This is a genomic window from Thermosipho africanus Ob7 (assembly GCF_003351105.1).
In the GTDB taxonomy this organism is placed as follows: domain Bacteria; phylum Thermotogota; class Thermotogae; order Thermotogales; family Fervidobacteriaceae; genus Thermosipho; species Thermosipho africanus.
Genome location: NZ_NKRG01000003.1, coordinates 1 through 13,593, shown reverse-complemented (window position 1 = coordinate 13,593; position 13,593 = coordinate 1). Strand labels below are relative to the sequence as shown.

Below are 13,593 nucleotides of genomic sequence, written 5' to 3'. Positions count from 1 at the left end.
TTCTAAATGTTTTCAAACTTTTCAAATGGTTATTTTTATGAGAAAAAAGAGGGCTTTGAAATAAAATGGAAGATAGAAAATTTTAGTATTGGATGGATTTTTTCTTGGAGCATTAAGGGTGAGGCAGGCATTTTTGAAGTTTTTAAGATGAAAAAAGCACCGGATTTAAAGCCTTATTCGTTTTTTGCTATTAATAGCGAAGGTTTGTTTGGATTTTTAGGTGCTAAAGAAGGAAGCATTGAAATTATAGAAGACGACGAAAATATTTCTTTTGTTATTAATTATGAGCATAAATCATTTGAAGATTTTTCTTGTGAAAATTCTTTTGTGATTTTAAAACATACTGATAGAGGTTATTTGCTTAAAACATATAAAAATTTAATTGAAAGTCAATTAAAAAGTAAAAAAAGTCAGTTTAATATGAAAGATGTTGTAATTTTTAACGAAGGCCTAAATTTTGAAAATTTAAATGGGAAATTGGTTGTATTTAACTCTAATTTTGAGGAGATAGATAAAAACTTGATTGAAAATTTAAAAGATTTAAATTGCAAAATATTTGCGAGATCAAAAAATTATCTTCAAGATTTTGAGTATTTGGACGGTTTTGTTTTGGAAGGATCATTTGAAGAAAATTATCTTTTCAGTAATGTTGGAAATTTTATTGTTCTTGATGAAAAGGAAGAATTTGAAGGAGAATGGAAAGTTTTGTTTGATAATGTTAAAAATAATAAAAAAATAGTTAGTTTTTCTTACGATAATGGTAAATATATTCTTGAAGCAATTAATAAGGAAAAAAGAAAAATAAAAATTTATTTGGATTTTGATAGAAAGGTATCTAAATTTGTGGAAGAAGATTTTATTAATTTAAAATCTAGAAAATTAATAAGAGAAGATGGAAGAATATTTAATTTTTATGGAGGCGATTTATAATGATGGAGATTAGATATAATCCCCTCACCGATGAATGGGTAATAATATCTGCTGAGACGCAAAAAAGGCCGGTTCAACCTGCAAAAAATAATTGCCCTATTTGTCCTGGAGGAGTTGAATTTAGAGATGAAACATATGATCTTGTAGCTTTTGAAAATAGATATCCTTCGTTAAGAAAGAATCCACCAGAAATAAAAGAAAGTAATAAGCTTTTTAAACGAATGAAATCATACGGTGTGTGTGAGGTTGTAGTATATACTTCAAAACATGATTCCTCTTTTCCAAAGATGCCTATATTCCAGATAGAAAAATTGGTTGATATGTGGGTTGATAGAACATATGAACTGTCAAAAAATGATTTTGTTAAAAATATTTTCATATTTGAGAATCGAGGTAAAGAAGTTGGTGCATCACTTCCGCATCCTCATGGCCAGATATATGCTTTTCCATTTATACCGAAAAGAATAGAAGCTAAATTAAATGCAATGGAAAAATGGTTTGATGAAAATGGAAAATGTGTAATTTGTGAGATTTTAGAAAATGAAACAAATGAAAGATTAGTATATGAAAACGAAACTTTTGTTGCATTAGTTCCATTTTATGCAAGGTTTCCATTCGAAGTTCACATTTATCCAAAAGGGCATATTTCAAATTTACTACAATTTAATGAGAACGAGAAAAAAGATTTTGCAAGAATATTGAAAGTTGTTACAAAAAAATATGACAAATTATTTGATCAAGAATTTCCTTATATGATGATGTTTTTCCAGGCTCCATTTAATACTAAAGATTACTCTGATATTTTTCATTTTCACGTTGAATTTAACCCGCCGAAAAGAGATAAGGATAAACTAAAGTGGATGGCAAGTGTGGAAACAGGAACATGGAGCTTTATAAATCCGATAGTGCCAGAACAAGCTGCAAAAATGTTGAGAGAAGTGGAGGTGGAGTTTTGAAAGTAAAAGCACCTGGCAGAGTTAATCTTATAGGTGAACACACAGATTACAATGATGGGTTTGTACTGCCTTTTGCTATCGATAGGTATGTAGAACTTGAGATTGAAGAATCAGATAAGTTTTGTTTTTACTCAAATAATTTGAATGAAGAAGTTAAACTTTCATCTTTGCAAAAAACAAATAGTTGGGCAGATTATGTTGTTGGAGTTATTAAAGAAATTGAAAAAAGAGGGTATAAAATTCAACCTGTTAAAATAAAGGTTGATTCTAATATACCTATTGGTGCAGGGCTTTCAAGTTCAGCTGCTCTTGAAGTAGCATCTGCTTATGCTATATCTGAGTATTTTGGTTTGAATTTGTCAAAAATAGATATTGTTAAAATTTCAAGAGAGGCAGAAGCAAATTTTGTTGGAGTAAATTGTGGAATAATGGACCAATTTGCTTCAGCATTTTCAAAAAAAGATTACGCAATATTTCTTGATACAATGACTTTAGATTTTCAATTTGTCCCGCTTAATTTAAAAGGGTATGAGATTTTTGTGATTGATTCTAATGTAAAGCATGAACTTTCAAGCTCTGAATATAACCTTAGAAGGCAAGAATGTGAAAGTGCTCTTGGAATAATTGGCAAAGACAGTTTTCGAAATGTGACAAGAGAAGATCTCAAATTATTGAATGGTACACTTTTGAAAAGAGTCCAACATATATTGGAGGAAAATGAAAGGGTTTTAAAGACAGTAAAAGCCTTAAAAGAAAATGAAATTGAGAAGATAGGAGAATATCTATATCAATCTCATGAAAGTTTGAGATATTTGTATGAAGTTTCTTGTGACGAAACAGATTTTATAGTTGACTTTTTAAAGGAAAAAGACGGAATTATTGGTGCAAGAATGGTTGGAGGAGGTTTTGGCGGAGGAGTTATTGTTATCTCGAAAGAAGGGTCATTTGAAAGTATTGAAAAGTTATTAGAAAATGAATATTATTCAAGATTTAGTATAAGACCTACCTTTTATAAATTAAATTCATCAGATGGTGTTACAAAGATTAAATAAAGTGCCTGGATATCCAGGCACTTTATTAATTAGATATTCCAAATTTCTTCGAACGAATGAGGCGTTTCACAGTATTTACATACAAGCTCTCCCTCGTTGTTTCTTATAAAAAATGCTTCAGCATTTTCTCCATTTACAGGATTTGTAATACAATTTTCATTTTTACATCTTAATTCTGAGAATCCGTAGATGAAAGGTGGTAAGAATATTCTGTATTTTTCAACAACTCTAGAGTTTTTGATTATATTTACAGTAGTATTTGGAGAGATTGCGGACAACATTTTTATTTCTTTTTTCGAAAGGTATCTGTTTGGAAGACTTATGTAACCTTTAAATTCTCCATTTTCTGACTTGAATATTCCATCAGCACTATCAAGATCAAATAATTTTAATATTTTTCTTATTTTTACTATAGTTTCAAAAATTTTATCTTTATCTTTTCCTTTCGCAATGTGGTCTATTACTGTTCCATTTTCAATCGGTTTTATTCCTCTTTTTCCTTCTTTTGAAACTCCTTTGGTACCATTTACAATTGGTGCAGGAATTATAAAATCTTCATCAGTTTCTTGGGGGTTAAAAGACGTATCAAAATTTGCTTTTAATGCTCCACCAAGCATTGATAGTAGAACTGTTCTAGTCCAATATCCATTTATTGCCTGTTGTTCCCAACCATTGAGAGGTAAGTTATCTAAAAAAGTGGGTATAGTTGGGTATATTTTATGCCTTGGAAGAGGATGATAAAATTTAACATCTTGTGGTATATTTTCTAGAAATTCTTTTCTAAAGGTTACACTTTTTCTTAGCACATGTTCTTTTTCTAAAATATCTTCTCCCATTCTTTCAAGCTGAAGCCTTGTAAAGTACCATATTTTTGCTACCTTATCAGTAGATTTAAGATATGATTCAATGGAATCGAAGATTCTAACTTCAAAACCATTTTCTTTCATCTTTTTGATATAATGAGATGGCATTGATATTTCTTCAGGTGCAATCAAGTCAACTAAAACATTTTTAAAAATTTTTAAGCCGTTAACTTTTGAGTGAACAGTTCTTCCATGAAGTAAATCTCCAACTAGAGCGATGTGAATAAAAGAATTGTCAAAATCCATTTGTTCAAGAAAAGTGTATTCATCTAGTAATTCTTGAGTTGGATGTTCGTGCTTGCCATCACCGGCGTTAATAAATGCAGGTTTTTCTATACCGTTTCTTTCAGCAAACTCTGATACTTTTTCATCTAAATACTTACATGTTCCCTCAAGTCTTGTTCTTAAAACAAAAATTGAGTAGTCACTATAACCTGTCAACATGTTAAAGGTGTCTAAGTAGCTTTCTTTTTTGTTAAAAGATGAATGTTCTGAATCAAAAATATTTACTTTTACATTTTTGTGGAATCTTGCTGCGTTAATGAAAGATTCTTTGGTTCTTGTACTAGGTTCTACGAAGACGATGTAAATTCCTACGTTTTTTTTGATTTGGAATTCAGAAATGTCGCTTTTTTCTTTCCAAAGTTTTTTTAGCTTTCTAGTTTGAGCATACAAAAACATTTGTTCATCAACTGAAAAATCTTCAATCACTGTAAGACTTCTTCCAAGAAAGTCGTTTTTCATCTTCCCCCCACACCTCCTGATGTATAATGAATATAAAAAAAGAGCCAACTTTAAAAGTTGGCTCTTTATGCAATGGAAATATTATCTTCTTCTTCCTCAATAACTTCCAGGAAAGCCTTAACCACTCTAGGATCAAATTGCTTCCCAGAGTTGTTTATAATCTCTTGTAATGCATAATCTTTAGGTAAAGCATTTCTATACGCCCTTTTACTTATCATTGCATCCCAACTATCAGCAACAGCAATTATTCTTGAAATAATGGGGATCATCTCTCCTTTCAGACCTGTAGGATAACCATTTCCATCCCATCTCTCATGATGATGAAAAACATAAGTTGCTATATCCTTAAGGGTTTCAGATGTTGATAGAAATTCATAACCATACACTGGATGTTTTTTTATTATTGCAAATTCTTCGTTAGTTAATTTTCCTTCTTTGTTTAAAATACCTGTTGGTATGGCAATTTTTCCTATATCATGAACGAGTCCTGTCCAGTAAGCGTCAGAAATTTCTTTGTGAGAAAGTTTCATTTTTTCTGCAATTTTTTTCGAGATCTCTGCAACTCTCATTGAATGTCCTTGGGTGTATCTGTCATAATATTCTAATATTTTTATCATAGAAAGCATAAGGTCAATTTGGAAGTTTCCATTCTTTTTGATTAAATTTTTGATAATCTCAGACGAAGAAATTAATCCGGTTAAAATTTCAATTTTTTCTTTTTCTTCTTTTGAAAGATTCTTGATAGTGTGAAAAACGGTTCTAAGTGCATATGATTCGTCTATGAAAAATTCTTTAACATAATAGTCTTTATAAAAGAAAATTTTGTCATTATTTTCTATTTTATTCCCAAATGAGTTAAGTTCAATAAATGAGTTACCGTTTTTAAGAAAAATTGCACCAGAATCAATTTTAGAAAAATTTTTAGAAATGAAAGATAAGACTTTGCTTGAAAAATCATTACTACTATCAGACAATGAATCGTTAAAATCATAGATTAAGCTTTTGATATTGTAGCGACTTGAAGATAAAGACTTTTTTAGAAAAAGCGCCGTTATTACTACGGCGTAGACTGAGACAATGGTTAAAATAATTGCCACGTTTTTCCCCCTTTCGATGAATATTTTACACTAAAGTTAAGATTACAAAAGATAAATTGACTAAAAGTTGTGGAACATTTTTTTCAAATTTTTATTACATAAATTTTAATTAATTTTTTTGATTATCAAATAAAGTTATTTTAATGAGAATTTTGAGTGTAAATCAAAATGTTAATAAAAAATAATTAAAAACTTGACAATGTCTAAAAATAGATTTATAATAAAAATGTACTTGGTATAGATGGGAGTGAGTTCATTGAAAAGATATGCTGAAATGCTTAAGGAAAGAAATATTCGCCCAACGGTTCAAAGAATAGAAATTTTGAAATTTATTGTTGAAAGTAAAAGGCATCCATCTGCAGATGAAATATACGAACATTTGAAAGGAAAGATTCATGCGATCTCAAGAGCTACTGTTTATAATACAGTTTCTCTGTTGAGCGAGAAGAAAGTTATTAAAGAGATAATTACTCCTTCATCTATAAGGTATGATTTTGAATTTGTAGAACATCATCATTTTTATTGCACTAAATGCAAGAAGGTTTACGATATTTTTGAATCTCTTCCAGAAGTTCCAAAAATTGACTCAGTGGAGGGTCATAAAGTAATGAATATTCAGTATTGTTTAGTTGGAATTTGTAAAGATTGTTTAAACGGAGGTGAGTAGTTATGGGCATACCATTGATTGGTGAAAGAATACCAGAATTTGAAGCAGTTACTACGAAAGGAGTTATTAAATTTCCTGACGATTTTAAGGGAAAATGGGTTGTTTTATTCAGCCATCCTGCGGATTTTACTCCCGTTTGTACAACTGAATTTGTAGCATTTCAAAAGAGATTTGACGAGTTCCAAAAATTAAATACTGAATTGGTTGGTTTAAGTATTGATCAGGTATTTTCTCATATCAAATGGGTCGAATGGATAAAAGATAAACTAGGTGTTGAAATTAAATTCCCTGTTATTGCTGATGATAGAGGGAAGATTGCAGAAATGCTTGGTATGATTCATCCAGCAAAAGGTACTAATACAGTTAGAGCAGTTTTTATAATTGATCCAAAGGGTATTTTAAGAGCAGTGTTATATTATCCACAAGAACTTGGTAGAAATATGGATGAAATATTAAGAATGGTGAAAGGGTTCCAAGTAATTGATGAAAATGGAGTAGCTTTACCAGCAAATTGGCCAAATAATGAGTTGGTTAATGATGAAGCTATTGTACCACCAGCATCAACAGTTAAAGATGCCGAACAAAGGACAAAGGAGTACGAATGTTTTGATTGGTGGTTCTGTCATAAAAAGTTAAATAATAAGTAAAATTGTAGTATAATATATATAGGACTTGTGGGGGCGGGAGTCTCCCGCTCCATAAATTAGAGAATTTTTGGAGGTGGATATTTATGAAAAGGTACGTTTGTACAGTTTGTGGTTATGTTTATGATCCAGAGGTTGGAGATCCTGATAATGGAATAGAGCCAGGAACACCATTTGAAGAACTTCCAGAAGATTGGGTATGTCCAGTTTGCGGGGTGCCAAAGGATCAATTTGAGGAGGAATAAGATATGGTTAGAAAAATAGCAGAAAATGTATACTTTGTTGGAGCAATTGATTGGGATAGAGAACTTTTTGACGAATTAATACCTCTACCAAATGGGACAACTTATAATTCTTATATAATCAAAGGAACTGAAAAAATAGCACTAATTGATACAGTTGAGCCAAGAAAAGAAGAAGAATTCATGAATAATCTAAAGAAATTGAATATTCAAAAAATAGACTATGTAATTTCAAACCATGCAGAGCAAGATCATTCTGGCTTAATTGGAAAAGTTGTAGAAAAATTTGGAGCAAAGGTTGTTACAAATAAAAAATGTGCAGATTTTTTAAAAACTCATATTCACATTAAAGACGAAGATGTGATAACTATTGAAGATGGTCAGGAAATATCTTTGGGAGATAAAACTTTAAAGTTTATATTTACTCCTTGGACTCACTGGCCTGAAACTATGGTTACTTATTTAAAAGAGGATAAAATACTTTTTAGTTGTGATTTGTTTGGTTCTCATTACGCAACTAGTGAAATTGAGCAGGTTGGTAGTGAAAAATTGCTGGAGATGGCCAAAAGATATTATGCAGAAATTATGATGCCATTTAGAGTTACAATGAAACAAAACATTGAAAAGGTCGAAATGCTCGATATTGAAAAGATAGCTCCAAGCCATGGGCCTGTCTATAAAAATCCTAAGTTGATTATTGAAGCATATAAAAAGTGGATAAGTGATGAAGTTGAGAATGAGGTAGTTATATTGTATGTTTCAATGCATGAGAGTACTAGAAAAATGGTGGAATATTTGGTTGAAAGTTTAATGGACAAAGGAGTAAAAGTAAAATTACACAACATTGTAAATGCAGATATAGGAGAGATAGCAATTGATTTAGTGGAAGCATCAACAGTTGTCATTGGAACACCAATGGTTTTAACTGGTGTTCATCCAATTGTCGCAGGAGCAATTTATTTAGTAAATGCTTTAAGGCCAAAAACAAAATATCTAGCAATAGTAGGTTCATATGGTTGGGGCGGAAAGTTTATCGATGAAATAAAGTCAATGTTATCAAATGTAAAGGCTGAACTATTAGAACCAGTAACGGTCAAGGGTTTGGTTGATAATGAAGGATATGAAAAATTAGAACATTTAGCAAAAGAAATTGCTGAAAGAAACTTAAATTAAAAGGGGAGATAGGTATGTTAAAAGAGAAAATGACAGAAGCATTAAATAAGCAAATTAATGAAGAATTATATTCATCATATTTGTATTTATCAATGTCAGCGTATTTTGAAGACATGGGATTAAAAGGTTTTGCAAATTGGATGATGGTTCAGGCTATGGAAGAAAGAGATCATGCAATGAAGATTTATAATTATTTAGTAAATCAAGGTGCAAGAGTTAAGTTATATGAAATAAAAGAGCCACCATTTGAATTTGGAAGTATAAAAAATACATTTGAAGAGGTACTCAAACACGAGCAACATATTACAAGTAAAATTAATGAGTTAGTTGATATAGCTGAAGAGTTGAAAGATAGAGCAACATTTAATTTCTTACAATGGTATATTGATGAACAGGTTGAAGAAGAAGAAAATGCAAGGGATATATTAACCAGATTGGAATTTGTTGGTGATGATAAAAATGCTTTATTCGTGCTTGATAGAGAATTAGCACAAAGACAATATGTCCCCCTTAATATGAACAAGGAGGGATAATATGGAAAAAGAAAAAGTATTAGAGGTTTTAAAAAAGGAAGGTAAACCAATGAAAGCAGGAGAAATTGCCGAGAAATTGGGTGTAGATTCAAAAGTAGTTAGTAAGCTCATTAGTGAGCTTAAAAAAGAAGGAAAAATAGAAAGTCCAAAAAGGTGTTATTATGCACCAAAGGAGGGATGAGTATGACTAAAAGGATTCAAGTATATAAATGTGAAAAATGTGGTAATATAGTAGAAGTTCTTCATGAAGGTGCAGGAACATTGGTTTGCTGTGGAGAACCTATGAAATTGCTAGAAGAAAAGACAGCTGATACAGCAACAGAAAAACATGTACCATTTATTGAGGAATTGGAAGATGGATATAGAGTAAGAGTTGGGGAAAATGCTCTTCATCCTATGGAAGAAAAACACTATATAGAATGGATAGAATTAATTGTGGATGGAGTAGTTTATAGAAAGTTCTTAAATCCGGGTGACAAACCTGAGGCTGAGTTTAAAGTGGCAAAAGGAAAAGAAGTACACGCAAGAGAATATTGTAATGTCCACGGACTTTGGAAAAAATAGTTTTTAAAAATTAAAATTATCCCCCAGCTAATTTGCTGGGGGATTTTGTTTTACCAATTAATGTATATACCTCCACCATAATTTAGATTTTGGTCAATATAAAGTACTGCTCCAAAATTATTGTGGAAAAGTTTTAATCTTCCAGAAATAATTTCTAGAGAGTCATAAAAGGCTGATATATCTATAAATACATTTTTATCAATGTAATACTTTAATCCAATTCCAAATTTCATGTATAAATTTGAAAGAATATTATTCAATTCCATTTTTTCTAGATTTAACTGTTTATCGATATTAAATTCTAAATAAAGTGGATTAATTGAAAATTTATCTTCAAAAATGATGCTTGTTTCAGTAGCCTTTTGAACATTTATTTTCCCACCTAACCAAAAATCGTTAATAGGATTAAATTTTGCACCTAAGTAAGAAAAAGTGTTTTTTTCAAAAAATATTGATAAATTTTCAGTTGAAATAGACATTAAAAGATTTTGGTTAGAAAAATATGTTAAATTAAAGGAATTTTTAAGGGAGAGTTTTAATTTTTCTATTTTATAACTACTAGATTCATAATTTATCTTTTTGATATTTGTTATAACAATAAATTTTCCAAATTTTCCTTCTAGAATTTTTCTTACTTCTCCCTCATTAGCAGAAAATTTTGCACTTGCTGAATCATTTTCGGTGGAAATTTCAAAAATTATCTCTGAATTATTAACACTTGCATTTAATTTTATTGAACCCTTAACGGATACTTTTGGATCATTTCCTGTAAAAAATCCAAAAGTATTCAATATGTAATTAAAATTACTTGTATATGGAAGAGCTTCTAATAGTTTTTTAGTATCTATATTGTAATTTTTTAATTCTGAGTTTTTAATATAGTAAATAGCATAAGAAATAATAGTATTATTCTTTGCATCTTTGTCGATATTTTCTAAAAGTTTTTTGTAATTATTCCACAAATCATCTGGACAATAAACAATGATGTCGTTTCCTACAATATAGTTTTTAAATGGAATTAGTTTTGATAATTCATCTGGAGATCTAAATTTTGGAGTGTATGTATGTGATTTGTAATATAGTATCGATTGATCAGTTATTATAAAATATATATCATTAATTTTTTCAAATGTATAATTAAAATTTGAAAGGATAACATTTAATGCTGTTTCAATTGAAACATTGTAGAGTTCCACTGTAACTTTTCCATTCAAGTTTTCAGGAAAAATTATTGATGTATTATATAGGGTTCCTAATTGCATGAGTGCATCTTTTATATCCATATTTTCAAAATAAACATCCTTAGTTATTGAAAAAGCATAAATTGTTAAGAACAATGTTAATATAGCAATTATTATCTTTTTCATAGGTCTTCACCTGCCAATCTTGCTTTTATGAATATTACAATATTTTTCTTTCTCGATGTATATGTACTATTTTTAAAAAGATTACCAATTATGGGAATATCTTTTAAACCTGGGATTCCGCCATCTTGTTTTGTAACTGAGTCAAAAGATAGACCAGCTATATAATAAGGTTGTTCGTATTTTATATCTAAATTTGTTTCAACTGAGGCACCAACTGGTGTAAATGTTGAAGAATTTTGTATAAAAGATTCAACAATGGATTTAAGTGTGAGATTTGCATGATCTGCAAAAACATATCCAGAAATAATAATTTGAGTGTTGATCTTTTTTTCAACATAAGTGTTATCTTTGCCAAGAGTAAAACCAACAGTTGTATATCCTGTAATTTGTGACGTAGAATTTGATTTTAATTTTAGTGTTCCTTCTGCTAAAACCTTTGCATTACCAGAACTTATCAAAGTATCCATTATAATATTAAAATTTACATTTAAAGGATTTAAAGATAATTGTAAATTGCCATTATTGTAAGATGTAGTATTGTTTTCTTCGTTGTTCCAAGATACGCCAAATTTTTTAAAATCGGATTCATCTATTTCTATTATTTTAACTTGGATTTCTGCAACAGGTATTTGTTTATCTATTAGAGTTATTGTTTCAGCAATTTGTGATGCTATTTTTGCAGGGGCATATATTAGGACTTGATTTTTATTGGGTGTTTTGTATATATAATTTGTCATTATCTTAGGTAAAGCATTGTAAAGGTCATCAAAGGTTATAAACCTTAGATTTAAAAGATATTTTTTTGAAATTAGTGCAAAATTAGGACTATCAGGGTTTGCAGTACCAACAAAATACACATTGTCTATTTTGGTCCAGTAATATCCAAGAGGTAATAACATTAAATCAAGAGCTTTTTCTAAAGTTATGTTGTAAGCTTCAACACTTATGAAACCAGATATTAAAGGATCATATATTATGGAAACACCTTCTTGCATTCCCATTTGATTTAAAGCATCTCTTATATCTGTTTGATAAAAATAAATATCAACAGAAAAAGCAAATGTAATTAATGATATTATTAAGATTACTAAATATTTTTTCATTTTTTAACATCTCCTATATTTTTTTGGTATTTGAAATCGGTTTCTCCATAAATTTTGTACATTATAAAGGTACTGTTCTTTATAATTTCATTGTAAGGTATTTCAAGAAAAACTTTTTTAATTTCACCTGGAAATAGTATAATTTCATTTGTTAAATCATTTGATTGAAGTTTTTCAGTTCTTATAACCTTAAAAATTAATATTGTATTTCCCGTATTTTTTACATTTAAAGCAAACGTATTTGTTGCAATATCTGTAATGAATGATTCAATATTTGGTTCTAAGTTACCATATCTTAAGACTATTTTTGGATTTTTAAAAAGACTAATTTCATTTTCACTATCGATATTAATTTTAAAAACATTATCACCATCTTTAAGTTTTTCAAGTCTACTATCAAATTTTACAAAACCGTTTATTTTTGAATAAGGAGATAATCTAATTTTACCAGGTAATATATTTATAGCTTTCGAAATTGTAGAGAGGCCAAATTGAGTTGATAAAGGCGAAAGGTTTTGAATTGTTATTTTTGAATTTTCAATTGTTCTTTTTACATTTATTAAAATTATTTCAGGATCAATCATTACTGCAACTCTATCAGAAGATTTTCCTTCGATTTTTAGCTTTTTAAAAGCTGTAACACGTACATTTTGAGATATACCATCCATTTGTATTTCAAAATCTCCTTTTGGCAATACATATGGAATAAAAAATTCAAAATTATTAGCCCTATCTGGAAAAACAACAAAATTATTACTATTTAATGGTATGGAAGTGATAATTCTGTTAATCTCTCTGGAGATAAGCCTCATTTCTCCATTAAGAGCTAAAACTGCGTTACCATTATTTTTTACATCGATATCAATAACTGTTCCAAAGTTGCCATACTTGTCAATAAGAGTTTTTGAAGCAGTTGTAGTTAGATCGTATATTGACACATCTTGAATTTGTGCTTTGATATTTTTAACAGTTGGAAAATCTAATATTATAAGTGAAATATAATCAAAAATTGTCTCAAAAACTTCTGATTGCTTTCCTTTTTGTTTAAAATGTATTGCACCAAATGCTTGTGCTCCTTTAAAGCCTGAAGGGATATTTATCTTTATTGGATAGTCAATTGATTGACCGGGTTGTAAAATTAAATGTGTGCTTTCAATTGTAATCCAATCTTTAATACTAAATGCATAATTTGGGATTTCATAGAGATATTTGGAGCCTTCTATTACAAAATCTGATATTTCGACGTCAACGTCTGCTATACTAGGACTATTGTTTGCAACATTAATTGTGAGCTCTATGGTTCTTTGATTTGCTTCAACATTTAGCCTGTTTACTAAGGGATAAATAGTTACAGCAAAGCCGATTGAAGAAAATAAAGCAAATAGGATTAAAATGGTAAAAAGTGTTTTTTTCATTTGAATGCCCCCTATGTTTTTATTTTAATGTATCATATAATTAATTATATCAATTTCGCGGTTAATTCTAAATCAAAGTTAAGTTCAAAAAATCCCATATACTCAAGGTATATGGGATTTCCCATTTAGATGATATTTACCTCTAGAAAGAAACGGTAGGAACGAAAGTGAGGCTAAGAACTACAGGGTAATCGCCAGCAGGTAAATCAGGATCGATACTATTGATGGTAAAACCTATAAGAT

At 29.5% G+C, this 13,593-nt stretch carries 15 protein-coding genes; 10 read left to right on the top strand and 5 right to left on the bottom strand.

Annotated features, from left to right (window positions below; all coding sequences use genetic code 11):
• Positions 1–6: 6 nt before the first annotated feature.
• From OB7_RS03730 to OB7_RS03720, 3 genes are read left to right on the top strand one after another with little or no spacing between them, the layout of a single operon-like run.
• Positions 7–930 (top strand): alpha-galactosidase, encoded by a 924-nt coding sequence (locus tag OB7_RS03730; protein ID WP_114702573.1) that lies wholly within the window; start codon positions 7–9, stop codon positions 928–930.
• Entirely contained in the window at positions 930–1,886 is a 957-nt protein-coding gene (gene galT / locus OB7_RS03725) for a galactose-1-phosphate uridylyltransferase (RefSeq protein WP_114702572.1), read from the top strand. Before OB7_RS03730 ends, galT begins: the two co-directional genes overlap by 1 nt.
• Positions 1,883–2,938, top strand: coding sequence for a galactokinase (locus OB7_RS03720; protein ID WP_114702571.1), 1,056 nt, complete (start codon positions 1,883–1,885; stop codon positions 2,936–2,938). The genes galT and OB7_RS03720 overlap by 4 nt, the downstream gene beginning before the upstream one ends.
• A gap of 29 nt (positions 2,939–2,967) precedes the next feature.
• On the opposite strand, the gene OB7_RS03715 is transcribed toward OB7_RS03720, so the two are convergent.
• The gene (locus OB7_RS03715; protein WP_114702570.1) at positions 2,968–4,545 is read right to left on the bottom strand and encodes a bifunctional aspartate carbamoyltransferase catalytic subunit/aspartate carbamoyltransferase regulatory subunit; all 1,578 of its coding nucleotides are present in this window, start codon (positions 4,543–4,545) and stop codon (positions 2,968–2,970) included.
• Between the two features lie 65 nt (positions 4,546–4,610).
• Positions 4,611–5,642 carry an HD-GYP domain-containing protein gene (locus OB7_RS03710; RefSeq protein WP_114702569.1) on the bottom strand — a complete coding sequence of 344 codons (1,032 nt, stop codon included), beginning with the start codon at positions 5,640–5,642 and terminating at the stop codon, positions 4,611–4,613.
• 256 nt (positions 5,643–5,898) lie between these two features.
• On the opposite strand from OB7_RS03710, the gene OB7_RS03705 reads away from it, so the two are divergent.
• From OB7_RS03705 to OB7_RS03675, 7 genes are all read left to right on the top strand, one after another.
• On the top strand, positions 5,899–6,309 hold the full coding sequence (locus OB7_RS03705; protein WP_114702568.1) for a Fur family transcriptional regulator: 411 nt from the start codon (positions 5,899–5,901) through the stop codon (positions 6,307–6,309).
• Between the two features lie 2 nt (positions 6,310–6,311).
• Positions 6,312–6,956, top strand: coding sequence for a peroxiredoxin (locus tag OB7_RS03700; RefSeq protein WP_004102328.1), 645 nt, complete (start codon positions 6,312–6,314; stop codon positions 6,954–6,956).
• A gap of 83 nt (positions 6,957–7,039) precedes the next feature.
• Positions 7,040–7,198 carry a rubredoxin gene (gene rd / locus OB7_RS03695; RefSeq protein WP_004102330.1) on the top strand — a complete coding sequence of 53 codons (159 nt, stop codon included), beginning with the start codon at positions 7,040–7,042 and terminating at the stop codon, positions 7,196–7,198.
• 3 nt (positions 7,199–7,201) lie between these two features.
• Entirely contained in the window at positions 7,202–8,368 is a 1,167-nt protein-coding gene (locus tag OB7_RS03690) for an FprA family A-type flavoprotein (RefSeq protein ID WP_114702567.1), read from the top strand.
• Between the two features lie 14 nt (positions 8,369–8,382).
• A complete protein-coding gene (locus OB7_RS03685) occupies positions 8,383–8,901 on the top strand; it encodes a ferritin (RefSeq protein WP_114702566.1) in 519 nt (172 codons plus the stop codon).
• A 1-nt stretch (position 8,902) separates the two neighbouring features.
• On the top strand, positions 8,903–9,082 hold the full coding sequence (locus OB7_RS03680; protein ID WP_004102336.1) for an HTH domain-containing protein: 180 nt from the start codon (positions 8,903–8,905) through the stop codon (positions 9,080–9,082).
• Between the two features lie 2 nt (positions 9,083–9,084).
• Positions 9,085–9,465 (top strand): desulfoferrodoxin, encoded by a 381-nt coding sequence (locus tag OB7_RS03675; protein WP_004102338.1) that lies wholly within the window; start codon positions 9,085–9,087, stop codon positions 9,463–9,465.
• 50 nt (positions 9,466–9,515) lie between these two features.
• Here OB7_RS03675 and OB7_RS03670 read toward each other — a convergent pair whose 3' ends face one another.
• From OB7_RS03670 to OB7_RS03660, 3 genes are read right to left on the bottom strand one after another with little or no spacing between them, the layout of a single operon-like run.
• Positions 9,516–10,832, bottom strand: coding sequence for an STN domain-containing protein (locus OB7_RS03670; RefSeq protein ID WP_114702565.1), 1,317 nt, complete (start codon positions 10,830–10,832; stop codon positions 9,516–9,518).
• Positions 10,829–11,935, bottom strand: coding sequence for a secretin and TonB N-terminal domain-containing protein (locus tag OB7_RS03665; protein WP_114702564.1), 1,107 nt, complete (start codon positions 11,933–11,935; stop codon positions 10,829–10,831). Before OB7_RS03665 ends, OB7_RS03670 begins: the two co-directional genes overlap by 4 nt.
• Positions 11,932–13,350: a hypothetical protein gene (locus tag OB7_RS03660; protein WP_114702563.1), complete on the bottom strand. Its 1,419-nt coding sequence runs from the start codon at positions 13,348–13,350 to the stop codon at positions 11,932–11,934. The genes OB7_RS03665 and OB7_RS03660 overlap by 4 nt, the downstream gene beginning before the upstream one ends.
• Between the last annotated feature and the right edge of the window lie 243 nt (positions 13,351–13,593).

Excerpts from the sequence above, each read along its gene's own strand:
- OB7_RS03730 (WP_114702573.1), top strand. The coding sequence starts at position 7 with ATGTTTTCAAACTTTTCAAATGGTTATTTTTATGAGAAAAAAGAGGGC.
- galT (WP_114702572.1), top strand. The coding sequence starts at position 930 with ATGATGGAGATTAGATATAATCCCCTCACCGATGAATGGGTAATAATA.
- OB7_RS03715 (WP_114702570.1), bottom strand. The coding sequence starts at position 4,545 with ATGAAAAACGACTTTCTTGGAAGAAGTCTTACAGTGATTGAAGATTTT.
- OB7_RS03700 (WP_004102328.1), top strand. The coding sequence starts at position 6,312 with ATGGGCATACCATTGATTGGTGAAAGAATACCAGAATTTGAAGCAGTT.
- rd (WP_004102330.1), top strand. The coding sequence starts at position 7,040 with ATGAAAAGGTACGTTTGTACAGTTTGTGGTTATGTTTATGATCCAGAG.
- OB7_RS03690 (WP_114702567.1), top strand. The coding sequence starts at position 7,202 with ATGGTTAGAAAAATAGCAGAAAATGTATACTTTGTTGGAGCAATTGAT.
- OB7_RS03685 (WP_114702566.1), top strand. The coding sequence starts at position 8,383 with ATGTTAAAAGAGAAAATGACAGAAGCATTAAATAAGCAAATTAATGAA.
- OB7_RS03680 (WP_004102336.1), top strand. The coding sequence starts at position 8,903 with ATGGAAAAAGAAAAAGTATTAGAGGTTTTAAAAAAGGAAGGTAAACCA.
- OB7_RS03675 (WP_004102338.1), top strand. The coding sequence starts at position 9,085 with ATGACTAAAAGGATTCAAGTATATAAATGTGAAAAATGTGGTAATATA.
- OB7_RS03670 (WP_114702565.1), bottom strand. The coding sequence starts at position 10,832 with ATGAAAAAGATAATAATTGCTATATTAACATTGTTCTTAACAATTTAT.
- OB7_RS03665 (WP_114702564.1), bottom strand. The coding sequence starts at position 11,935 with ATGAAAAAATATTTAGTAATCTTAATAATATCATTAATTACATTTGCT.
- OB7_RS03660 (WP_114702563.1), bottom strand. The coding sequence starts at position 13,350 with ATGAAAAAAACACTTTTTACCATTTTAATCCTATTTGCTTTATTTTCT.